The sequence below is a fragment of the Flavobacterium sp. FlaQc-28 genome (assembly GCF_044007415.1).
Classification (GTDB): Bacteria; Bacteroidota; Bacteroidia; order Flavobacteriales; family Flavobacteriaceae; genus Flavobacterium.
This window is the reverse complement of record NZ_JBIPCM010000008.1, coordinates 164,097-186,764: the sequence shown is the minus strand read 5'-3', so window position 1 is coordinate 186,764 and position 22,668 is coordinate 164,097. Positions and strand designations below refer to the sequence as shown.

Genomic DNA, 22,668 nt, shown 5'->3' with positions numbered 1-22,668 from the left:
TTAAAAAAGGAATGGCAGTACTCCGTGAAAAAATCGCAACTAACTTTCTATTTTAAAGTTACGAAATTTTCTATCGTATAGTTCTGGAACTAATGCTAAATATTTGTGAATATTTTTTCTTTCTAAAATGTAGTAATCGCTTAAAAACAACTTCTCATTTACATTTCGACTGGTGTACAAATTTCAAGTAAAAAACCATCTAAATCTCTTACATAGGCAACAACTTGACCCCAAGGTTTTTCCTTTGGACTTGTTTCTAAAACGGCTCCAAAAGAAATTGCTTTCTCAACCAATTCGGCAACATTATCTGTTATGAAACCAAGTTCAAAAGCAAAAGGTTTATTATTTAAATCGCTTTCGATAAAACCTTCTTTTAAATTTTGAACTGCAAGTTTTTTTGAAGCAAACGAGATCGTAGTCTCTCCCGTAAGCAATTCTCCGTAATCATTTTCTGGGGTTACAAATTTTCTCGAAAAACCAAATGCGTTTTCATAAAACGTAATTGCTTTTTCTACATTCTCTACATATAAAATTGTATAACCAAACTTTACCATTTTCTCTTAATTTAACTTTTATAAAAACACTAACTAATTTCTAAAAGTACATTATACTTTTCTAAACTGGCTAAATCTTCGATAGAACTTACCGTAGTGACTTTTTCATGTTCTTCGATCTCTTTTTTCACTTCGATATGCTTAATCGCTTTTCTAAAACGTCGAACCTCTTCTAAATTAGACAAAATAAGCCCAGGAACCTGAACACTTTTCCCGTCTTTATCTTTGGCTACCATTGTAAAATACGAAGAGTTGCAATGTTTTACAACGCCTGTTTGAATATGTTCTGCTTCAACGCGAATGCCAACAACCATTGAACTTCGCCCAACATAATTTACTGAAGCTTTCATTGTAACAAGTTCACCAACTTCAATTGGTTTTAAAAAATTGACAGTATCAACAGAAGCTGTTACACAATAATTACCGCAAAACTTTGACGCGGCTGCAAAAGCAATTTGATCTAGTAATTGCAATATATATCCTCCATGAATTTTACCGCTAAAATTGGTATGTGATGGAAGCATTAATTCTGAAATACTAATTTTTGATGAAGAAACGGGTTTAAAATCTGCAGTCATGTTTTTTATGTTTGTGGTATTATTGGTTAATTTTAATTTAGTAACTCACTCTCATCTGTATTTGCAGCTCTGGCTACAATAGTATCTGGAAGTGATTTTTTTGCTTTAGCGCCCATTTTTTTCAGTCTTTCAACACTCGAAATCAAATTTCCTTTGCCGTCGACTAGTTTATTCATGGCACTTTCGTATTCCGTTTTCGTATCATTTATTTTATTCCCTATTCGGACTAAATCAGTTACAAAACCTTCAAATTTATCATACAACGCTCCTGCCTGCCTAGCAATTTCAAAGGCATTTTCTTGTTGTTTTTGATTTGTCCACATACTGTCAATAGTTCGCAATGTTGCTAACAATGTTGTTGGTGTAACAATTACAATGTTTTTATCAAAAGCTTTATTGTATAATGTTGAATCTTCGTTTAAAGCAATTGCAAAAGCAGGTTCTATCGGAATAAAAAGCAATACAAAATCGGGACTTTCTATTTGATACAGTTCGTGATAATTTTTATTGCCAAGCTGTTCAACGTGTCTTTTTATCGAATTTAAATGCTCTTTTAAATATTCGTTTTTAAGAATGTCTGATTCTTCATTAATGTACTTTTCATAAGCTGATAAAGACACTTTAGAATCGACAATCATTTTTTTACCATCAGGCAGATTTATTACAACATCAGGAAAAACACGATTGCCTTCGCTGGTAACAAAACTTTGCTGTACTTCGTACTCGCGGCCTTTTTCTAAACCTGATTTTTCCAGCACACGTTCTAAAACCAATTCGCCCCAATTTCCCTGCATTTTGCTATCGCCTTTTAAAGCTTTAGTAAGATTTAGGGTTTCTTTACTCATTTGAACATTCATTTCGCTTAAGCCAATAATCTGCTGGCGAAGTGCTGCATGATAGTCGATACTTTCTTTATGAGTTTGTTCTACCTTTTTCTCAAATCCTTGAATCTTATCTTGCAACGGCAGCAAGATATTTTTCATATTCACATTGTTCTGTTCTGTGAATTTAACCGATTTTTCTTCGAGAATCTTATTTGCTAAGTTCTCAAACTCCTTTGTAAATTTATCCTGAAGCTCCGTTATTTCGTTTTTTTGCTCTTTATGACGTTCCCATAAATTCTCAAAATCGACTTCTTTTTTAGAAAGCTGAATCGCAAGACTGTCTTTTTCAGTTCGAATACTCTCTTTTTCCTGATTGTTTAATTGAAGCTGTTTCTGAAAAGTAAGCTTTTCATTTTCCAGTTGTTCTTTTTGTACATGCAGCTGGTTCGCACTTGCTTGCAGTCTTTCTTCTAAACTTACTTTTTCTGACTGAAATTTAGCCAAAGACAGTACTTTACCTAAGTATATACCTAGAAATAAAGCAGTAATAAAAGCTAATAAATACGGAAGAAAATCAAACATGTCTAAGTTTTTTTTAAGTAAAAGTACGCAATAATACGTAGTGCTAAGGTTTATAAAGTAAAATTTCACGAATTAGTATTCATTCGCAAATAAAAAAACAATTTAAAATTAATTTCTATTTCTTATGCAAAAAAAATAAAAAAAGACGCAACCATTTTTAAACATGCTCATCTATGAAAATATAACCTATATTAAAATTTATCATGAAAAAAATAATGCTGAGCTTATTTGTAGCTTTTGGATTGAGTGCTTGCTCATTAGGAAATGAAGATATAACAGTAGATTGCGGTCCTGTTCAAGAACTTCCTTTTACAGGATTTCCACTTTTATGTTCTTATAGTGTAAAAACCCTGCCTAACAACCCTACTGCACTTGTTTTAAACTCTCAAGAAAAATTAGAAGCTTACTTCGAAAAACGCGAAAACACATGTCCAGTTGCTAATGATCCTAATATTGATTTTACAAAAGATTTTTTGGTTGGGATTTTTGCGGGAGCAAAACCTACAAGCGGTTATGACATAAAAATAACAACTATTGTAGAAAACAAATGTCAGATTATTATTAATTTTTATGAAAAAGGTCCTTTAGCTGGTGAAACTATTGCACAGACTCCAACTTATCCATCAGATTTTATATTGATTCCAAAAACAACAAAAACAATTTTATTTAACAGAACAAACGAAAGCTCTGATAATATTGTTATGGGAGATTTTGGTCTTTTAAGTCCTCATACTTTCTTTCAATTAAACGATTTTAACATTTTGAAATTCTTAAATGTTGAGGATGGAAAATATGATTTTGAGCAATACAAATACACTGCAAAAACGAAAAAAAGCGAATATACCGAATTCTTAAAGAATGTTCCAGCAGAAATTCTTGCACTTAAAGGCGAAACAAAAACTTACGGAACTCCGGATCCAGCTGGTAAAGGCGGAGTTTACTTTCAGTTAACTCAAGGAACTGTTACTACGAAAGTTTATATTGATAACAATGATACTCCAGATCAAAACACTGAAATAATATTGTTTAAAAAAGCTATTCAACAAAAAATTATCAGTTTAAACTAAATCCTGTTACATGAAAAAACATTTTCTATTTTTTGCTGTATTGTGTATTTTCTCTTCGGCTTATTCGCTAGAATCGATGGTCGTGAACACGGGTTCTATAGTAAACACCTGGATTTGGGAAAAGTCAATTGGAGGAGCAGATAATCCTTATACAGCGACGCCAAAAACCATTGGGTTTACAAAAAAAATAGTTTTCACTTCAAATGGAAGAGTGATCACTTATAAGAACAATGTAGAGATTAGAAACAGTACCTATCAAATAGAAAAAGGGATTGGCTATTTCGATTCGGCAGAGCACGATCTTATTACTTTTGAAGGCAAGACATATATCATAGAAAAGCTTGACAGTCAAAACCTAACAATTGTAAGTAATAACAAAGATGCTTCCCGATCTATCTTTAAAAGATAGTTTTATAAGCTTTTAAAAACTATTTTTGCAAAACCAAACAATACCACTTTTTTTGAAAGACGATTTAGAAAAATATATTAAGAAATGTATTAAAAATGACAGAGAGGCACAACTGAAAATTTATCAGTTGTTCTCTCCTGTTTTATATGGTATATGTCTTAAATATATGAAAAATGAAGATGACGCAAAAGATGTTTTTCAGGAAGCATTTGTCATTGTTTTTCAAAAAATCGGTCAATATAAATTTGAAGGAAGTTTCGAAGGCTGGCTGAAACGAATTTTTATCAATAAGCTGATCGAGACTTTAAACAAAAAGAAAAAAGAGAGTTTCTTTCTAGATGTTTTTGATCCTGACACCGATTTTGTCGAAGAAGAGGATTTAGACATTCAACCAATAGAACAAGAGAAACTGCTGGAATATATTAGAGATTTACCAGATCAATATCGAACAGTTTTTAATCTCTATGTCTTTGAGAAACTAAAACATAGAGAAATTGCCGACTTACTAAATATTTCTGAAGGTACATCAAAATCAAATTTAAACCGGGCAAAGCACATTTTGCAAAAAAGAATACTGAGCATAAAAAATTTTAAAATAGCATGAAAAAGCAGGATATAGAAGATATTTTTTCATCAATGGAAGACTTTTCTAGTGTTCCGCCTCCTGAATTGTGGGGACAAATTGAAGAAAAACTTGACAAACCTAAAAAGAAGAAAAAAGTAATTCTTTGGTGGTCGGCGGCGGCATGCTTATTATTAGGCTTATTGCTCCCTTCTGTTTTGAATTTTACTTCTAACTCTGGAATCAAAACTATCGATAATGATGCTTTAGAAAACAATAAAGTTGTACTTGAGCCAAAAGGCAATAAAAACACCAACGATAAAGAAAACGGTACAGAGGACAAATCAATAAACAATCAAATTTCATCATCAGAAAACGAACAAAATCAATCAAAACAAAATCAGGAAATTGTAAATCCAGCTGTAAATTCAGAATCTAAATACGGTAAAAATGAGGCAGCACCAAAAACAAATGCTTCAAAAAATACGTTAAACAATGTTGCTGTTCAGGAAAATTATGTTCCTGCAAAAGCAAACAGCTTTAACGCGTCTTCAAAAAATCAAATATCAGATATTGAAAAAAGAAAAGCAGATAAGATTCTGGCTGAAAAAACCTTTACTTCGGGTAAAAGAAATCAATTCAATACTGGTTTAAATAAAGCTCTCGCCAGTTCAATTTTCGAAGGAAATTCAGCTTCAAAAAAGCAAAGTAAAACAGCTCTTAGTCTTTCTGGAACTGCTGTAAACACTGCTGAATACAAGCAAAAAACAGATAAAGCAATTCAAGAAAACAGATCAATTGCAAGCAGCCAAATTGACAATTCGAAAAACAATTCGAATACTACAAACAGCTTGACTAAAAAAGATTCTCTACAACTTAGAGAGCTTCAAAATTTAGAAAAAGGTATCGCTGCAACTGAAACCAAAAAAGAAAAAGAGGACAAACTACTCTCGAAACAAGACAAATGGGCGCTTCAGCTTTTTGCAGGCGTGGGCAGCTCTGAAAACTATAAAAACAATAAAACTTTAGGAAACGTAAACGACTCTAAACAAAGTAATTCGTACGGAGTAAAAACGCAATATAAAATCAATAAAAAATGGGCAGTCGCTTCTGGAGTTAAAATTAATGAGCTTGGTCAGAGTGTTGCAAATGTTTCTTATTTAAGTGCCAAAAACAATGCGTTTTTTAGCGCAAGCGACTATTTTGCTCAAAATGCATCAGCTCCTCATATTGCGAGTGATGCAAGTTATGTACTAGTTTCAAACAGTACAAAAGAGGCTATGAAAAGTGAGAATATACAAACTGGAAATTTAGATCAAAATCTACGCTATGTCGAAATGCCGTTAGAAGTTTCTTATTCTGTTTTCAGTAAAAACAAAGCAAGTATTAATTTAAATACAGGTGGATTTGTTGGTAAATTGATCTCAAATAGTGTTTCTATTGATGGAAGTTCTATGGGGGAAAATGTAAATGCAAACGATTATGTATATGGTTCTACTTTGAGCAGTACAATTCAATATCGTGTTTACAAAAAAACAAATGTTTTTGTTGAGCCGGCTGTGAATTATTATGTAAATCCATTAAACAGTCAGTCTTTCAATCAGTTTCAATGGGGATTAAATTTCGGACTTAATGTTTCTTTTTAATTGCTTTACTTTGTTGTAATTTCACACAAAAAAGAAATTAATGTCTTTAAATAAGAAACTGGAAGATTCTGTTTTTCTCTCTAAAAATTTAAGTATTGCCAAAGAATTAGTTTATGATATCTGCGGCTTTACCTTTTCTGAACTTCAGCCAGAAACCGAGAGTCAAGATTATGAAGCTTTCGATTTTAAAATCGATAATCGACCTATTAAATTTAGATCCGCCAAAATTACCCCGACCAAAACTGGTCAGTTTGTAACCTTATGGAAGCGTAATAAATCTGGCGTAATTGAACCTTTTGATTATTCTGATTCTATTGATTTTGTAATCGTAAGCGTTCAAAAAGAAAATCTTTTAGGACAATTTGTTTTCCCTAAAGATGTTCTGCTTAAAAAAGGAATATTTACTACTGAAACTAAAGAAGGAATCAGAGCAACAAGAGTTTACCCGCCTTGGGACGAAACTACCAGTAAACAAGCCCAAAAAACACAGCAATGGCAATTGAAATATTTCTATGAAATAAGTCCAAATGCTGATTTAGACACTTTTAAAAAGCTTTTTATACAATAAGGCTTAACCTTGTTTCGAGTTCTTAAAGTCTTTTTTTTATAACTTTAGACAATAAGCAATAAAATGCTGTTTCTAATCTATTAATTTAAAAGAAACTAAATGAACTTTTTCAAAATCAAAACCAGCTGGTCAAATGCTGACTTTATAGTCTTGAAACTTTGCATTGCCTCGGCATACATTTTAATAGGTACTTATTTTCATGATTTTTTCAGCAATTACTACATTCCTTTAATTCTCTTATTTGGCATTACGGTAATTTGGTCTGTTTACTTATGGCTGAGTAAAATGAAAAACAGGAACAAGGAGTAAGGATAAACTCGAATTACTTGTAAAAACAAAGCTATCTTTGCAAAAAAATAAAACATGCATCGACACTTCATTCTTTTTAAGCCTTATGGTTATTTAAGTCAATTTATCTATGAACTGAAAAGAAAGAAAAAACTTTTAGGCGAACTGCATAATTTTCCAGACGGAACTATGGCAATTGGAAGACTTGACGAAGATTCTGAAGGTTTATTGCTGCTAACAACAGATGGGAAAGTAAGCGAGCAGATAAGAAGTAAAAAAGTCGACAAAGAATATTATGTTCAAGTCGACGGTATTATCACGCCCGAAGCGATCGAACAATTACAAAAAGGTGTAGAAATAGGTTTTGAAGGTGGAAAATACAAAACGAAACCTTGCTCTGCTTTTATAGTAAGTGAAATACCTGATTTTGGACCCCGAGCAAAAAAAATCCGAGACGAACGCCACGGACCAACTTCTTGGGCATCAATTACGGTGAATGAAGGGAAATTTCGCCAAGTTAGAAAAATGACTGCCGCTGTTGGATTTCCGACTTTACGTTTAATTCGCGTTAGAATAGGAAATGTATATTTGCAAAACTTAAAAGCTGGAGAAGTTCTTGAGGTTTCTGATTTTAAATTAGATAATTCTCAAATTAACGATTAACCGAATAAACAAATAAACGATAATGCTAAACGTAGTTCTTGTAGAACCAGAAATACCAAATAACACTGGAAATATTGGAAGATTGTGTGTTGGGACTGAAAGCCGACTGCACTTAATTCATCCTTTCGGATTTGTAATAAACGATAAAAATCTAAAACGTTCTGGGTTGGATTATTGGGTTCATCTTGATGTTACTGAATATCAAAATATAGAGGAATGGATCAAGCAGATTCCAGATCAATCGCGTGTTTTTTTGATGAGTTCTCATGCTGATAAATCGTATTTAGAAACAGATTTTCAAGATGGAGATTGGCTGGTTTTTGGCAAAGAAAGTGTTGGATTAAGCAAAGAAGTTTTGGCTCGTTTCGAAAATCATTTAACGATTCCAATGTCAAAACTAATTCGCAGCTTTAATATTGCTAATTCTGTTGCTTTTGTAGTTGGTGAAGCGAAGAGACAGATTGGAGTTAAAAAAGTTTAATCGTTTAATTTAAAAGCTCTTTATTGTTTAATCTTAGGCATATGAAAGAAAAAGTAACTATAGAAGAAGCTTTAAGTAAAGGCAGATGGAGATTAAAACATCTTCCAATGATTGTAATTTTTACTTTTATTGCAGGTAGCATTTTTCTTTTTTATGTAAAAATTTTTGATGGGTGGATTGTTCCCATAGGAATCATTTCTGGTTTCATATCTGGATGGTTAGTTTGGAGCTATTTTGTCAACAAATGGAAAATTTGGGCTTTTGAAAATGTTCGAAATGTTCATACACTACAAAGAAAAGCCGTTGAAGAAAAATTGATTTGGGAAAGTGGAAGCTGGTTTGAAAAAACAGAATTCAAAAATTATGATCAAGAACAAAAATTAAAGCAATTAGAATCCAAATTCTTAGAAAAAGACGTTTTCAAAGATGATATTTCCGTTCCAAAAGAAACGATTATTTTTTATTCCAAAACTACTCTAATATTTCTACTACTTGTAAGCTTGGGGATGATTTTTATTGGAATATATTTTGGTTTGCAACAAGAATATTTTGGTTTACTTATTTTAGCCTTCGGATTGTATCTAGCGTACGATCAAATTAAAAAACTTAGAGACAATGAACCTCAAATCATAATTAATGACAAAGGAATCAAATTGAAAGATGAAAAAATCGTTTCCTGGAATAGAATATCTAATGACAGAGTATTTACTCAAAGCAGTGGAAAAAGATCAACGAATTATCTTGCTTTCAACAATGAACTGATTGAAATTGATGAATTAACAATAAAATTTGATGATCTGGAAAAATTACTTCATGTATATCGAGTAAGATTTGAAAATAGTAACTAAGTAATCACAAACTTTCCTTTTTCGGCATCAAAAACAATATGTTCATCTTTGAACAAAGTGGCAAAATTTCCGTTTGAAATCAAATTACATGGTTCATCCTGAACAACACTTTCCGGAGTCATAATAATCATTTCGTCACTTAATTGAATTGCTAAATCAATATCGTGAGTAGAGAATAAAATGCATTTTTGAGTTTCTTGAGTTAGTTTTTTCAGCAATTTAAATAACGAAACTTTGTGCAATAAATCAAGGTGTGTTGTAGGTTCATCTAAAATAATTAGTGCCGTATCTTGCGCCAAAGCTCTGGCAATTAAAACTTTTTGCAATTGACCGTCGCTTATTTCAAAATGTTTTTTTTGAGCCAAATGCTCGATTTGTGTCAACGCCATTGCTTCTTGAACCTTTTCAATATCAGTTTGAGTTAAAGAATCAACCCAATTGGTATACGGCTGACGTCCTAATGCAACCAATTCAAAAACTGTGAGATTACTTGGCGGCAGTTTTTCAGTTAAAACCAAACTTAGATTTTGAGCTAAGTCCAAAGGTTTATAGGTATTGATATTTTTATCATTCAAAAAAACAGTTCCCGACAAAGGCTGCTGAATTCCTGTAATAGTTCGCAGCAAAGTCGATTTCCCAATTCCGTTTGCACCAATCAACGAAATGAGTTTCCCAGAAGTTAGATTCAAATTTAAATTTTCAGCAATAGTCACAGCTGCCTTCTTGGCTTTATATCCAATGGTTAAATTTGACGTCTTTAGAATACTTGTCATTACTATACATTTTTTAAACACATAGAAACATAGGTCTCTTTGTTTAATAAAAAAGGCATTTAAAATTTACTCGTAAATTAAACATAGCCACAGCCCTAATATTGGGGAAGTAATCTAAAATACTCATTTACAAATGTTTTTTGGCCTTCCTTAAAAATATTAAAACAATTAAAATTAATTATAATTCCCTTTGGTGCTTTTAAAAGTTTCATGTAAGTTAAAAGTTGTGCTTGATGTATTGAATTTATCTCAGAAACAGTTTTCAATTCTACTACCAAACAATTTTCAACAAATAAATCACATCTGAAATCTGTAGTTAACTCTTTCCCTTTATATAATATTGGAACTTTCATCTCTGTGAAAAAATCTAATTTTCTTTGTGAAAGTTCTTCTTTCAGACATTGATGATAAACATTTTCAAGCAATCCTTTTCCAATAATTTTGTGAACTTCAATCGAAGCTCCTAAAACTTCATAAGTTAACTCATCTAAATATTTTTGCGTCATCATTATTTTTTTAATTGAAATAAAAACTATGTTTCTATGTGTTTAAAAAACTAATGTACGGATTAATATTGTAGGTTTTTACTGAAAATTTCTTTTTCGCATTAGCAGCCAAATTACAACCGGCGCACCAATAATTGATGTAATTGCATTAATCGGCAATGTTACATCTAATCCCGGCATCTGCGATGCCATATCGCAGAACAACATAATTATGCCGCCAAAAAAAAACGTACTCCAATATAAAACAGTATGATTACTGGTTTGAAAGGTCAGTTTTGCAATATGCGGAACAGCCAAACCTATAAAGGCAATAGGCCCTGCAAAAGCAGTAACACTTCCTGCTAAAATACTTGTTGCCAGAATAATTACTAATCGTGCTCTCTTATAATTTAAACCCATACTTTTAGCATAATTCTCTCCTAAAAGCAAGGCATTTAATGGCTTAATGCTGCCTGCACTTAAGAGCAAACCAAAACTTATACAAACCGCCAGAATAACGATCGATGTCCAAGAAAGATTTCCTAGACTTCCTAAAGACCAAAAGGTAAACTTCTGCAATTGTTCAGCTGAACTAAAATAAGTTAAAACCCCAACAATGGCACTTGTAAAACTGGCAAACATAAGTCCAACAATTAAAATCGCCATTGTATTTCGCAATCTTTGTGCAACTAATAAAACTAAAAGCAAGACTGAAATACTTCCTAAAGTAGATGCCAGTACAATTCCATACGGAGATAACAAAACTGAGCTTAAAAAAGACGGTAATATACCAGCACCTAAAATCACAATTGCGACTGCCAAAATTGCTCCAGAACTCAACCCTAATACATCAGGACCTGCTAACGGATTCCGAAATAATGTCTGCATCAGCAAACCGCTTATAGACAAACCTACTCCAACCAAAATAGCTGTAATTGCTTTTGGCAGACGGTAATTAATAATAATATATTCCCAAGTTGATTTACTTGCCTGTCCTCCTGTTAAACTGCTGCAGACTTCTTTAAAAGGAATTGTAACAGATCCTAAACTAATGTCAAGGAAAAACATAAACAAAAGTGTTAAACCAAGTATGGAAAACAGAGTTATATTTCGCGTTTTATTTATCAATTGATCTTAGTTTAATTTAGATGCAAAAGTAAACTCGTAACTTGGCAATAAATCAGGATGAAAAATTTTGATATAGTCTTTTAAGACTAAATCTGGACGGCTCGGAGCCAATTCATAATAAACAGTACCTCCTGTTGCTCCAAATTTACCTTCGAATGTATACACATTTTTATTTTTAAAAGCATCAAACTGGCCATAATGCGGATTTGTTTTTGCTATTTCATCTAAACTTTTAAAAGATCCTGAAGCTATCCAAAAATCAGCCGTTTTGGCTTTTACTAATATTTTCTCAAAAGACAACCCTTCACTTCCGGTTCCTTTTAAATCTGACCATAAATAATTGGCATGAGCGTCTTTCATAAACTGAGCAACCCAGCTGTTTCCTTTGGCAACATACCAAACATCCTCGTACATCGAACCGTACAAAACTGTTGCAGATGCAGGTTTATCAGCCACTAGCTTTTTTGCTTGATTATAGCTCTCAACAATTTTATCAAATAATTCTTTGGCTTTTTCTTCTTTACCAAACAAAGCTCCGTACAACTTAATCCATTCTGCTTTTCCAAGTGGAGACTGTTCCATCCAATCTGCTTGAATAAAAACATTTAGACCGCTTTTCTTTAAATTATCCAACATCGGATTATTGTTGTCTACTCCAAACGTTACGATCAAATCTGGTGCTAATTCGATTAACTGTTCAATATTTAATTTTTCATTCTGACCTACATTTTTTACTGAACCTTTATCGATTAAAACTCTTGTTTTTTCTGATGAAACATAATCTGTATGTGGAAAACCAACCAGTTTATTTTCGACTTCAAGCATTTCTAAAAACGGCACATTAGTAGTTGAAGTAACCACAATGGACTCTAAAGGCACTTTTATAGTTGTGTAAGTTGCCAAACTATCTGGAACCTTTGCGTCTTTTTCTTTTAAAATGTATTTGAAATTTTTATTGGCATTAGGCCACGGTTCCATAACGGTAACAACCGAATATCCATCATATTTAACAATCGAAAGACCTGAAGCAAACTCAATACTGTTTTTTGCACTTTCAGATTTTGCAACCTCAACTGTTTCAGTCTTCTTACATCCTGTTAGAATAAAAAAAGAGAAAATAAAAATTAACTTAGGGAATAAATATTTCATGTTTTACGTTTTGGATAGGGACAAAGGTAAACCATTTTCTATTTTTTTTGTTTATTTTTATTCCTACAAAATTCAACAAACTGTATCTTTACACTATGAATACCACAAAAACAAAAGTTTGCTCGAGCTGTGAAACTCAATTCAGCTGTGGAGATATTTCGGTTGAAAACAAATGCTGGTGCAATGATTTTCCGCCTATTTTTAACCTTTCTGAAGGAGGCGATTGTTTATGCCCAGTTTGTTTTAAAGAAGCTTGCGAAGACAAAATCGACGCTTACATAGAAACACTGACTCCCGAAAAAGCACTTAAAAATAAAGCTGCAACCCTTCCTAAAACAGAAAACTTAATTGAAGGCATCGATTATTATATTGAAAACGGCAATTATGTTTTCAAGTCTTGGTTTCATCTCAAAAGAGGAAGCTGTTGCGGAAACGACTGCAGACATTGCCCTTATTAAAAGTTTTGAATTATGAATTGCTAATAACTTGTAACCATAACTCATAACTCACAACTCATAACTCCTAACTAACATAAAATGATTTACTTGATAACCGGCGGCGAACGCTCAGGAAAAAGCGGATATGCCCAATCTCTGGCTTTACAACTTACAGACAATCCAATTTATGTGGCAACAGCTCGAAAATGGGATACCGATTTTCAAAATCGAATAGACCGCCATCAAAAAGATCGTGACGAACGATGGACTAATATTGAAGAAGAAAAAAACTTAAGTAAAATTGATTTTTCAGGCAAAGTTGCTCTAATCGACTGCGTAACACTTTGGCTGACTAACTTTTTTATAGATCATAAAAACGATGTCCATTTAAGTTTAGAAGAAGCTAAAAAAGAGTTTCTCTTGTTAGCTGAACAAGAAAATACAGTACTTATTATTGTGACTAACGAAATCGGAATGGGTGTTCATGCCGCAACTGAAATTGGACGAAAATTTACTGAACTACAAGGTTGGATGAATCAATTTTTAGCATCTAAAGCTGATGAAGTTGTTTTAATGGTTTCTGGGATTCCTGTCAAAATCAAAGGATAAAATTCTAATCTTTAAGAGGAAATTCCAAAATTAAAATTCCAAATTCCAACACTATGCCCTACCTTTACTTACATATTCAAATTTCAATTGCATTGGAATTTGGAGTTTAAAAATTGGAATAAAAAAATGAGCTATTTAGATGATATTTTAAAGTCACGTCGTGACACAAGGCATTTTACGACAGATGAAGTCCCTGATGAAGTAATTCAGAAAGCTTTGCAAGCTGGACATTGGGCGCCTTCTGTTGGGCTGACTGATGCGACAAGATATTATATCATTAAATCTAAAGAAGTTAAAACCGCAGTAAAAGAACTTTTTTTAGATTATAACAAAAAAGCCGAAGAACTAACCGATAATCCAGAGCAAAAAGAACTCTACAGATCCTTAAAACTAGAAGCAATTGAAGAAGCTCCTCTAGGACTTATTATTGCTTATGATCGTTCTGTTCTTAATCAATTTACGATTGGAACAATTGGAAGTAACGAAGCTGTAAAATTCAGCTCTGTTTGTGCAGCTCAAAACATTTGGCTATCGCTTACTGAACAAGGTTATGGAATGGGCTGGGTCTCAATTATCAATTATTATCAATTTAAAAAAATACTTGATTTACCAGAGAATATAGAACCGCTTGGGTATTTCTGTATCGGCAAACCAGCAACAAATTATAACAATCAGCCAATGTTACAGCAATTACATTGGAAACAAAAATCTGAAACTCCACTTTGTACTGAAATCGATAAAATACAGAAAACTAATTTTCTTGATTTAGATTTAAAACAACAAAATGACACTGAGATTAACACGGATTTCAGCGCACTCCTTCAAGATAAAATAGATTCAAAAACAAAACCTATTGGCGCTTTAGGAACTTTAGAAACCTTAGCTTTTCAAATGGCAACTGTTTATGAAACCTTAAATCCAAAAATAACAAATCCTGCTATAGTGGTTTTTGCAGCTGATCATGGTATTGCGAATCATGGTGTCAGCGCTTATCCGCAAGATGTTACTCGCCAAATGGTTACCAATTTTCTTGAAGGTGGAGCCGCAATCAATGTTTTCTGCAGTCAAAATAATATTGATTTGTCTATTGTAGATTCAGGTGTAAACTATGATTTTCCTACAAATGCGAAATTGATAAATGCTAAAATTGCAAAAGGAACTCAATCTTTTCTTCATGTTCCAGCGATGAGTGAAACCGAATTGGAATTGTGTTTTGAAAAAGGAAAATCGATTGTTGATACGGTTGCCAAAACAGGTTCAAATTGTATTGGTTTTGGTGAAATGGGAATTGGAAATACTTCAACAGCATCAGTATTAATGAGTCTTTTAACTAATTTACCTATTGAAGATTGCGTTGGAAAAGGAACTGGTGTCGAAAACGAAAAGCTAATTCAAAAGCAAAACTTGCTCAAAAGCGCCATTCAAAATTATTCGGGTCAAGCCGATTTAAAACAGCAATTGGCTTATTTTGGCGGTTTTGAAATTTTACAAATTGCCGGTGGAATGCTCGGAGCATACGAAAACAAAATGCTTATTCTAGTTGATGGTTTTATTTGCAGTACGGCTTTTTTGATTGCTTCAAAAATAAACCCTAACATCAAACACAATGCTGTTTTCTGCCACTGCTCTGCCGAAAAAGCACACATAAAATTACTAAATTACCTTAATGCAAAACCTATTTTAAATCTAGATTTGCGCTTGGGCGAAGGAACCGGCTGCGCAGTTGCTTTTCCGATTTTAAAATCGGCGGAAACATTTTTAAATGAAATGGCTAGTTTTGAAAGTGCTGGGGTTAGCCGCAAGTAAGCTCCAATTAAAAATTTATCTTAAATGAAAAAAGAACTGCATATTTTCTTTACCTGTTTAATGTTCTACACGAGAATTCCTTGTCCAAAAAATATCAATCATGATCCAGATTACTTAAATAAAGCAACACGATATTTTCCATTTATCGGTTGGATTGTAGGAACAATTTCATTTACTGCTTTCTATATCTTTTCTCTTTTCCTATCAACAGAAACAGCAGTTATTTTTGCCATCATAGCTTCTGTATTAACAACTGGAGCTTTTCACGAAGATGGATTTGCTGATGTCTGCGATGGATTTGGCGGAGGATGGACTAAAGAGAAAATACTCATGATTATGAAAGACAGCGCAATTGGAGCTTATGGCGCAATTGGCTTAGTTTTACTTTTTCTAGCAAAATTTAAATTACTGACAGAATCAATTTCACTTTTTACAAACAGCAATTCTTATTTATTAGTTTTTCTATTATTTATTTCCGCTCATTCTGTAAGTCGTTTGGCTGCCATCAGCATTATTTTCACGCATGAATATTCTCGAGACGATGCTTCAAGTAAAAGCAAACCTATTGCTAAGAATCATAGCTGGAAAGAAATTTTCGGGTCTTTTTTCTTCGGATTGATTCCTTTATTGATACTCTCCTATTTCAACTTTAAATTTCTGCTTGCTTTAATTCCTATTTTTATTATGCGTTATTTCCTTGCGAGATATTTCCAAAAATGGATAGACGGTTATACAGGAGACTGTCTTGGTGCAACGCAGCAAGTTTGTGAAGTTGTTTATTACTTAAGCATTCTTTTGATATGGAAATTTATTTAGTTCGTCATACTGAAACGGTCTGCGAGAAAGGAATCTGCTACGGGCAATCTGATGTAGATATTGCAGCACCTTTTGAAACAGTATTCGAAAAAATTGTTTCACAATTACCCTCAGAAGCTCTGATTTTTACAAGTCCGCTAAAACGCTGTGTTACTTTAGCAAAATACATTCAAACAAAAATAAACGCCATTTCATATCAAGAAGACGAGCGTTTAATGGAAATGAATTTTGGCGATTGGGAATTGAAAAAATGGAATGAAATTCCGCCAGAGCAACTAAATCCCTGGATGGAAGATTTTGTAAACGTTAAAGCTCAAAATGGCGAGTCATTTACAGCATTACACGAAAGAGTTGGAGATTTTATAGCCACACTTACATCGAAAAAAATAAATTCTCCAATTGTTATTACGGCACATGCTGGTATAATTAGAAGTATATTATGCCACCTGACTTCATTGCCGTTAAAGGACGCTTTTCAAAATAAAGTCGACTTTGGAGAGGTTATAAAAATCGAATTATAAAGTCCTTTTGTTTGCAGTTTATCCTGAAAACTAAAACAAATTTGAATTATCATTATTTTTAACTTTATATTTGCAGCAAATTAAGGTTGTGTTTTTATTCTAACACATTAAAAGGGAATCAAGTAAAAATTCTTGAGCTGTACCCGCAACTGTAAGCTTTGTTCTAAAAAGAATGCTTGTTGTAAACTACAAAACCACTGCTCGCCCCGGCGAATGGGAAGGTAAACAACAAGACGCAAGCCAGGAGACCTGCCTTTATAACAAAATATCGAGCTCTCGGGAAAAAGAGTGTAGAAATTATGACTTTAAAAATACGTGTTGCTTGCCTTTTCTTATTGTTGTGTCAAAGTATTTTGGCGCAAAAAGATTCTATTAATAACTTGAAAGAGGTTCTGGTTTCTGATGCCAATCTAAAAAAATACTCCAACTCCCAATCGGTTTTAAAACTTAATGATTCCATCATAAGTAAAAATGAAGCTTTACTTACTGATTTATTAAATTTTAATTCTACTCTTTATTTTAAAGAATATGGCCGAGGAATGCTTTCTACAGTTTCTTTTCGAGGAACTACTTCTTCGCAGACTGCAGTAATCTGGAACGGAATTAACATTAATTCTCAAATGAACGGAAGTACTGATTTCAACACCATTTCTGGTTCTGATTATAATTCTGTCAGCGTAAAAGCAGGCGGAGGAAGTGTTATTTATGGCAGCGGCGCAATTGGAGGAACGGTGCATTTAAACAATGACATGAGTTTTTATAAGCGTTTTGAAAATAATTTAAGACTGGATTATGGCAGCTTCAACACGATTGGAATCAATTATAAAACTAATATTTCTAACGAAAAATGGAGCGCTCAAATTGGTTTTTCTAAAAACAGCTCGACAAACGATTATAAATATTTAAATCGATATACTTGGAGAGGCGAACAGCGCTGGAATCAAAACGGACAATACGACGTTATTACAATGAATGCTAATGTGGGATATAAAATTAATGCCAAAAACAGCTTAAAATTATATACTCAAACTTCAAATACAGATAGAAATACTTCTTTAATTACTGAAACGGAAACTAAAAGCAAGTATGTAAATGGTTTCAATAGAAACTTATTAGAATACGACGGTAATTTTGGAAAACTAACTGCAAATTTCAAAACAGCGTATATTTTTGAAAACTATCAGTATTATGCTGATAATTCAAAAAATCAATATACGTACGGAAAAACGGAGAGTTTTATTTCTAAAGCTGATTTAGGTTACACTTTGTTTAAGTCGACTCAGATAAATGGAATCATAGATTATAACCGAACAAAAGGTTACGGAAGCGGTTTTGGAAATAACACTAGAGAAATTGGTTCGGCTGCTTTACTTATAAAACAAGATTTCTCGACTGACTGGAAGAATGAATTTGGGATTCGAAAAGAATTTACAGACAATTACAAATCTCCTATTTTATTCAATTTTGGTTCTACTTATCAGTTTAGCAAATTATATCAATTAAAACTAAACTTATCTCGAAACTTCAGAATCCCAACTTTCAATGATTTATATTGGGAAGAAGGCGGAAATCCCGATTTAAAACCAGAAAGCTCTTATCAGGCAGAAATTGGAAACGTTTTTACTTTTAAAAACATTTCGCTGACACAGACTTTTTATTACATCAAAATTAAAGATCTACTGCAATGGGTTCCAGGTTCAAACGGCATTTGGACACCTCAAAATAGAGACAAGGTTAATAGTTATGGTGCCGAAACTCTGCTGAGTTGGAAAAAACAGTATGGCAAAAATATTTTTGGTGCAAATGCTTCTTATGCTTACACTGCTTCTAAAGACGAAGAAACCAAAAAACAGCTTTTCTTTGTTCCATTTAATAAAGTTACAGGTTCCGTTTCTTATTCGAGAAATAAAATCTCTGCTTATTATCAATTTTTATATAATGGATTTGTTTATACCAGAGCAGATAACAATCCAGACGAAATCATAAAAGATTATACGTTATCAAATATCGGAATCGATTATGATTTTAAATTTCTTGACTCCTTCAAACTTGGCGTTCAAGTATTAAACATCTTCAACGAAAATTATGAAAGTCTTGAAGACAGACCTATGCCTGGTCGAAATTTCAACATGTATTTAACTCTAAAATTTTAATATTTATGAAACTTAGCAAATTACTTTTAATAGCACTAAGTGTTTCCTTATTTGTGTCTTGTTCTAATGACGACGACCAGCCAAAAGGAGAATACGACAATGGATTTTTCATTTTAAATGAAGGAAGTACAGGACAAGGAACTGTTTCTTTTTCTAGTGATAATTTTAGCCTTTTTACAAAAGATGCTTACACTGCAGCAAACGGATCAGATTTACTTGGAAAATATGCTCAAAACATTTTCTTTAACGGAGATAGAGCTTACATCATTGCTGGTGGTTCAAATGTTATAAATGTGGTAAACAGATATACTTTTAAATTGATCGCTAAAATCGACAGCGGACTTGCTAATCCAAGATATGGCGTTGTGAAAGACGGAAAGGCTTATGTTACTAATGCAAACACTTATTCGTACATTAACCCAGCTACTGGTGATACTGACGATTATGTTGCTGTAATTGATTTAGCAACAAATAAGGTAGAATCAAAAATTGAATTGAATGCCACTGCAAACAGACTTATTCTTGAAAATGGCAAATTGTACATTACAGAACCAGATGCAAGCGACAAACTTTTGATTGTTAATATTGCTACTAAAACTGTAGAAGCTCCAATAATAATTGGAACAAGCGCTGATTCAATTGAAGAAGAAGATGGTATTCTGTACATCTTAAGAGCTCCTTGGGGTGGAGCAAGCAGCGAAATTGTAAAAGTTAAACTAGCAGACAAATCTGTTACTAAACTTCCATTTCCTGCAAGCTTAGAAAAAGCTGGATATTTAGATATTTCTGACGACAAAATTTATTATACTGTAAAAAGCTCAGTTTATGTTATAAACACTTCTGCAACTGCAGTTTCTTCAACTCCAATTTTCAATGCTCCTTCGGTTGCTAATTTATACGGTTTTGCAGTTAAAGACGGTAAAGTTTACTTAGCAGACAGCGGTAATTATAAAGTAGACAGTAAAGCATATATCTACAACTTGACTGGAACTTTACTTAAAGAATTAACAGTTGGTATTGCACCAAATGGGTTCTATTTTAATGATTAATTCTTTTAGAATTTGTTATTAGTTTTTGGAAAAAAATAGGCTTTCATCTCTGAAAGCCTATTTTTTTTTACTTCTATTTTAAAGTCCTCATAAATTCTTTTGGAACACTCTCTAAATACATTTCATTTCGCAATCCATTTATTTTTTTAGAATTACTGATTTCAGGCAAAACTACATCTTGTTCCGTTTGAACTTTTTTGGCGGTTGCTCCCGTTATTTTAGAAATCGCCAGATTTAGTAGCGGTTCACTGCTTTCTCCCAAAACTCCATATGTTTTAAAAGACTCACGTTGTTCATATGTTGGAGGCAATCCTTGTGTATAATCGCCAAAATCAGCAGCATTTGCAATTTTAAAAACCAAAGGCTGCATCGCGTATCTATGATTTGGATTCACCTTTGACTTTGTTAAAGTTGGAGAATCATAAACCGTAAACGAACCCACATTTTTACCTGTAGTAATTTCACCAACTTGAATAACTTCAATATAGGGTTTTAGTCCGTTTATAACCAATTCACTTGCAGATGCTGTGTTTGCAGTAGTGATAATAAATACTCTCGCCAAGTTTAAACTATTTATTGCTGCACCATCGATGCTTTTAACAAATCTTTCATTCAACAGCTCTAAATCATCGGCTGTCATTCCAGCCATCAACTTAAAATTATATTGTCTTTTCGAAAATATTTTCCCTTCAAACTGTCCAGTAATCATGCTGGCTAAACGTGTAGACGATCTTACAGAACCACCTCCGTTATATCTTAAATCCAAAACTAAATCAGTAATTCCTTTTGCCTTTAAATCACCAAAAGCTTGATTTAACCTAGCATCATACCCTGCATAAAAACCATTATACATTAAATATCCAATTTTGTGTTCTCCAGATTCAATCACCTTATTAATAAGAATAGGATTTTCTTCTAAAGTAGTCTTAGATAAGGAAACCGTTTTTCCGTTCAATACAAATGCAGTTCCATTAAAATCAGCAAGATCTAAAGTATAATTATCAGTATTTAATAAAGATTGATAATTTGAAATTGTAAGTTTTGTTCCGTTTATACTCGTAAATAAATCTCCTCTTTTAATATCTTTAGTCGATGCGTTAGAATTAGGAATAACATAACGAACATAACCAACTAAATCATTCGATCCCTGAGCAATTCTAGTAAGCTTAAAATCTAAACCATTATTTTTTGAAATACCATTAAGTTCCTGTTCTAAAACAGTATAATCATCAACAATCCAGCTAAAACGATCTATTGCATTACCATTTGGGTATTTGCTAATTGGTTTATTCAGCAAATCCTGAAATAAATCTTCAGGTCTTGAATAACCTGCTAAATAATTCTCTAAGTCTGCTTTTGTGGCAAAACGGTCATCAGCTAAATTTGGCACATCAGCCTGCCATAAATAAACTTCATTCAGTCCTCTCCATACAAAATCATTAACTTGTAAATGAGATGGAGACATAACATCGTCCTGATCTTCACAAGACTGCAAAGAAAATGCTAACATACACAAGAGAAGTGCTGACCTTAGAATTGTTTTCATAAATTTTGGTTTCGGCATCATTATAGAAATACTAACGTAAAAATACTATCTTTAGTTTTAAGTAGTATTCTTTTTTTATAAAAAAAATACAAAGTCTTTGTAACAAAAATAATTGTGTCTCGTCTTGATTATATAAGCTAACGAATAACCTTTAATTTATGAACCAGAATGTGTTTATAGAATTAGTAAATCCTTTTAAAGACAAAGTTTTTCGTCTGGCAAAACGATTGCTTACCAGCACCGAAGAAGCAGAAGATGCTGCTCAGGAGGTATTGGTCAAATTATGGAATAAAAAAGACGATTTAAGTGCTTACAATAATGTTGAAGCGTTAGCAATGACAATGACTAAAAATTATTGTCTTGATCAGCTAAAATCAAAAAGAGCGGGAAATTTAAAAATTGTTCATAATAATTTTACCGATCGTGAGCCGCAATTGGATAAAAAACTGGAAGATTCAGACAGTTTAGAATGGGTTGAAAAAATAGTAAATCAACTCCCTGAACAATTGCAAATACTAATTCAATTGCGAGACGTCGAACAATATGAATTTGAAGAAATTGCAAAAATTGTCAACATGAATGAAACGGCGATTCGGGTAGCACTTTCAAGAGCAAGAAAAAAAATTAGAGAAGAAATGATTAACACACACAGTTATGGAATCAGATAAAATAGAACATATATTAGAAAAATACTTCGAGGGAGAGACAACTATTGCCGAAGAAAATCAGTTAAAAGAATACTTTTCATCATCAAATGTTGCGCAGCATTTGGAGCAATACAAACCACTTTTTGGTTATTTCTCTCAGGTAAAACAACAAAAATCGACACAAGAGATTCCACTACAAACTAAGAAACGAAATGTAGCGTGGTTATCAATTGCTGCTTCGGCTGTTGTTTTATTCGGAATTGGAACTTATTTTTTTGTAAGTGAAAACAATGCAGCTCCAGTAGTTGCAGCACAGTCAGAATTAGGAACCTATGATAATCCGGAAGAAGCGCTAAAAGCGACTCAAAAAGCTTTGGCACTATTATCAAACAATGTTAATGTAGGTATCGAAAGCGTACAATACATTAACGAATACGAACAATCAAAAAACAAAATTTTTAAACAGTAATTAAATTCAA

Annotated in this window: 26 protein-coding genes and 1 riboswitch; of the genes, 18 read left to right on the top strand and 8 right to left on the bottom strand. The window is 32.8% G+C overall.

Annotated features, from left to right (window positions below):
* Positions 1-158: 158 nt before the first annotated feature.
* Genes ACHRVL_RS18975 through rmuC form a run of 3 tightly spaced genes read right to left on the bottom strand, consistent with a single transcriptional unit; the run spans position 159 to position 2,538 of the window.
* Positions 159-554 (bottom strand): VOC family protein, encoded by a 396-nt coding sequence (locus ACHRVL_RS18975; protein ID WP_395414932.1) that lies wholly within the window; start codon positions 552-554, stop codon positions 159-161.
* 29 nt (positions 555-583) lie between these two features.
* Positions 584-1,132 (bottom strand): acyl-CoA thioesterase, encoded by a 549-nt coding sequence (locus ACHRVL_RS18970; protein WP_089054192.1) that lies wholly within the window; start codon positions 1,130-1,132, stop codon positions 584-586.
* 32 nt (positions 1,133-1,164) lie between these two features.
* The gene (gene rmuC, locus ACHRVL_RS18965) at positions 1,165-2,538 is read right to left on the bottom strand and encodes a DNA recombination protein RmuC (RefSeq protein ID WP_395414931.1); all 1,374 of its coding nucleotides are present in this window, start codon (positions 2,536-2,538) and stop codon (positions 1,165-1,167) included.
* Positions 2,539-2,741: 203 nt separating this feature from the next.
* Here rmuC and ACHRVL_RS18960 point away from each other — a divergent pair, with 203 nt between their 5' ends.
* From ACHRVL_RS18960 to ACHRVL_RS18920, 9 genes are all read left to right on the top strand, one after another.
* On the top strand, positions 2,742-3,605 hold the full coding sequence (locus ACHRVL_RS18960; RefSeq protein ID WP_395414930.1) for a protease complex subunit PrcB family protein: 864 nt from the start codon (positions 2,742-2,744) through the stop codon (positions 3,603-3,605).
* Positions 3,606-3,615: 10 nt separating this feature from the next.
* The gene (locus ACHRVL_RS18955; RefSeq protein WP_089054189.1) at positions 3,616-4,014 is read left to right on the top strand and encodes a hypothetical protein; all 399 of its coding nucleotides are present in this window, start codon (positions 3,616-3,618) and stop codon (positions 4,012-4,014) included.
* Positions 4,015-4,066: 52 nt separating this feature from the next.
* A complete protein-coding gene (locus ACHRVL_RS18950) occupies positions 4,067-4,618 on the top strand; it encodes an RNA polymerase sigma factor (RefSeq protein ID WP_395414929.1) in 552 nt (183 codons plus the stop codon).
* Positions 4,615-6,222, top strand: a complete 1,608-nt coding sequence (locus tag ACHRVL_RS18945) for a hypothetical protein (protein ID WP_395414928.1) — start codon at positions 4,615-4,617, stop codon at positions 6,220-6,222. Before ACHRVL_RS18950 ends, ACHRVL_RS18945 begins: the two co-directional genes overlap by 4 nt.
* Before the next feature lie 40 nt (positions 6,223-6,262).
* On the top strand, positions 6,263-6,790 hold the full coding sequence (locus ACHRVL_RS18940) for a MepB family protein (RefSeq protein WP_395414927.1): 528 nt from the start codon (positions 6,263-6,265) through the stop codon (positions 6,788-6,790).
* A gap of 99 nt (positions 6,791-6,889) precedes the next feature.
* Complete coding sequence (locus tag ACHRVL_RS18935; protein ID WP_395414926.1) at positions 6,890-7,099, top strand: hypothetical protein; 210 nt, start codon at positions 6,890-6,892, stop codon at positions 7,097-7,099.
* 54 nt (positions 7,100-7,153) lie between these two features.
* Positions 7,154-7,741: a pseudouridine synthase gene (locus ACHRVL_RS18930; protein ID WP_395414925.1), complete on the top strand. Its 588-nt coding sequence runs from the start codon at positions 7,154-7,156 to the stop codon at positions 7,739-7,741.
* A 22-nt stretch (positions 7,742-7,763) separates the two neighbouring features.
* Complete coding sequence (locus ACHRVL_RS18925; RefSeq protein ID WP_129056350.1) at positions 7,764-8,222, top strand: tRNA (cytidine(34)-2'-O)-methyltransferase; 459 nt, start codon at positions 7,764-7,766, stop codon at positions 8,220-8,222.
* A 41-nt stretch (positions 8,223-8,263) separates the two neighbouring features.
* Entirely contained in the window at positions 8,264-9,070 is an 807-nt protein-coding gene (locus ACHRVL_RS18920; protein ID WP_395414924.1) for a hypothetical protein, read from the top strand.
* Here the strand turns inward: ACHRVL_RS18920 and ACHRVL_RS18915 are convergent.
* From ACHRVL_RS18915 to ACHRVL_RS18900, 4 genes are all read right to left on the bottom strand, one after another.
* Positions 9,067-9,843 carry an ABC transporter ATP-binding protein gene (locus tag ACHRVL_RS18915; RefSeq protein ID WP_395414923.1) on the bottom strand — a complete coding sequence of 259 codons (777 nt, stop codon included), beginning with the start codon at positions 9,841-9,843 and terminating at the stop codon, positions 9,067-9,069. The genes ACHRVL_RS18920 and ACHRVL_RS18915 overlap by 4 nt on opposite strands.
* A gap of 95 nt (positions 9,844-9,938) precedes the next feature.
* A complete protein-coding gene (locus ACHRVL_RS18910; protein WP_395414922.1) occupies positions 9,939-10,352 on the bottom strand; it encodes a GxxExxY protein in 414 nt (137 codons plus the stop codon).
* A gap of 75 nt (positions 10,353-10,427) precedes the next feature.
* Positions 10,428-11,396 (bottom strand): iron chelate uptake ABC transporter family permease subunit, encoded by a 969-nt coding sequence (locus tag ACHRVL_RS18905; protein ID WP_395414921.1) that lies wholly within the window; start codon positions 11,394-11,396, stop codon positions 10,428-10,430.
* 66 nt (positions 11,397-11,462) lie between these two features.
* Positions 11,463-12,605 (bottom strand): ABC transporter substrate-binding protein, encoded by a 1,143-nt coding sequence (locus ACHRVL_RS18900; RefSeq protein ID WP_395414920.1) that lies wholly within the window; start codon positions 12,603-12,605, stop codon positions 11,463-11,465.
* A 95-nt stretch (positions 12,606-12,700) separates the two neighbouring features.
* Here ACHRVL_RS18900 and ACHRVL_RS18895 point away from each other — a divergent pair, with 95 nt between their 5' ends.
* The 7 genes from ACHRVL_RS18895 (at position 12,701) to ACHRVL_RS18865 (ending at position 19,996) form a co-directional block, all read left to right on the top strand.
* Positions 12,701-13,063, top strand: coding sequence for a DUF5522 domain-containing protein (locus tag ACHRVL_RS18895; protein WP_129056354.1), 363 nt, complete (start codon positions 12,701-12,703; stop codon positions 13,061-13,063).
* Between the two features lie 78 nt (positions 13,064-13,141).
* Positions 13,142-13,651: a bifunctional adenosylcobinamide kinase/adenosylcobinamide-phosphate guanylyltransferase gene (cobU, locus tag ACHRVL_RS18890; protein WP_395414919.1), complete on the top strand. Its 510-nt coding sequence runs from the start codon at positions 13,142-13,144 to the stop codon at positions 13,649-13,651.
* A gap of 126 nt (positions 13,652-13,777) precedes the next feature.
* Complete coding sequence (cobT, locus tag ACHRVL_RS18885) at positions 13,778-15,457, top strand: nicotinate-nucleotide--dimethylbenzimidazole phosphoribosyltransferase (protein WP_395414918.1); 1,680 nt, start codon at positions 13,778-13,780, stop codon at positions 15,455-15,457.
* Positions 15,458-15,481: 24 nt separating this feature from the next.
* Positions 15,482-16,273 carry an adenosylcobinamide-GDP ribazoletransferase gene (locus ACHRVL_RS18880; protein ID WP_395414917.1) on the top strand — a complete coding sequence of 264 codons (792 nt, stop codon included), beginning with the start codon at positions 15,482-15,484 and terminating at the stop codon, positions 16,271-16,273.
* Entirely contained in the window at positions 16,258-16,794 is a 537-nt protein-coding gene (gene cobC / locus ACHRVL_RS18875) for an alpha-ribazole phosphatase (RefSeq protein WP_395414916.1), read from the top strand. The genes ACHRVL_RS18880 and cobC overlap by 16 nt, the downstream gene beginning before the upstream one ends.
* Positions 16,795-16,860: 66 nt before the next feature.
* Positions 16,861-17,066, top strand: a riboswitch (cobalamin riboswitch).
* Between the two features lie 27 nt (positions 17,067-17,093).
* Positions 17,094-18,947 carry a TonB-dependent receptor plug domain-containing protein gene (locus ACHRVL_RS18870; RefSeq protein WP_395414915.1) on the top strand — a complete coding sequence of 618 codons (1,854 nt, stop codon included), beginning with the start codon at positions 17,094-17,096 and terminating at the stop codon, positions 18,945-18,947.
* Between the two features lie 5 nt (positions 18,948-18,952).
* Positions 18,953-19,996, top strand: a complete 1,044-nt coding sequence (locus ACHRVL_RS18865; RefSeq protein ID WP_395414914.1) for a YncE family protein — start codon at positions 18,953-18,955, stop codon at positions 19,994-19,996.
* A gap of 73 nt (positions 19,997-20,069) precedes the next feature.
* Here the strand turns inward: ACHRVL_RS18865 and ACHRVL_RS18860 are convergent, their stop codons facing one another.
* Positions 20,070-21,542 carry a S41 family peptidase gene (locus tag ACHRVL_RS18860; protein ID WP_395414913.1) on the bottom strand — a complete coding sequence of 491 codons (1,473 nt, stop codon included), beginning with the start codon at positions 21,540-21,542 and terminating at the stop codon, positions 20,070-20,072.
* A gap of 158 nt (positions 21,543-21,700) precedes the next feature.
* Between ACHRVL_RS18860 and ACHRVL_RS18855 the strand changes: the two genes are divergently transcribed.
* Together ACHRVL_RS18855 and ACHRVL_RS18850 are read left to right on the top strand one after the other, a co-directional pair.
* Positions 21,701-22,210, top strand: a complete 510-nt coding sequence (locus ACHRVL_RS18855; RefSeq protein WP_129023548.1) for an RNA polymerase sigma factor — start codon at positions 21,701-21,703, stop codon at positions 22,208-22,210.
* A complete protein-coding gene (locus tag ACHRVL_RS18850; protein WP_395414912.1) occupies positions 22,197-22,658 on the top strand; it encodes a hypothetical protein in 462 nt (153 codons plus the stop codon). Before ACHRVL_RS18855 ends, ACHRVL_RS18850 begins: the two co-directional genes overlap by 14 nt.
* The last annotated feature ends 10 nt before the right edge of the window (positions 22,659-22,668 follow it).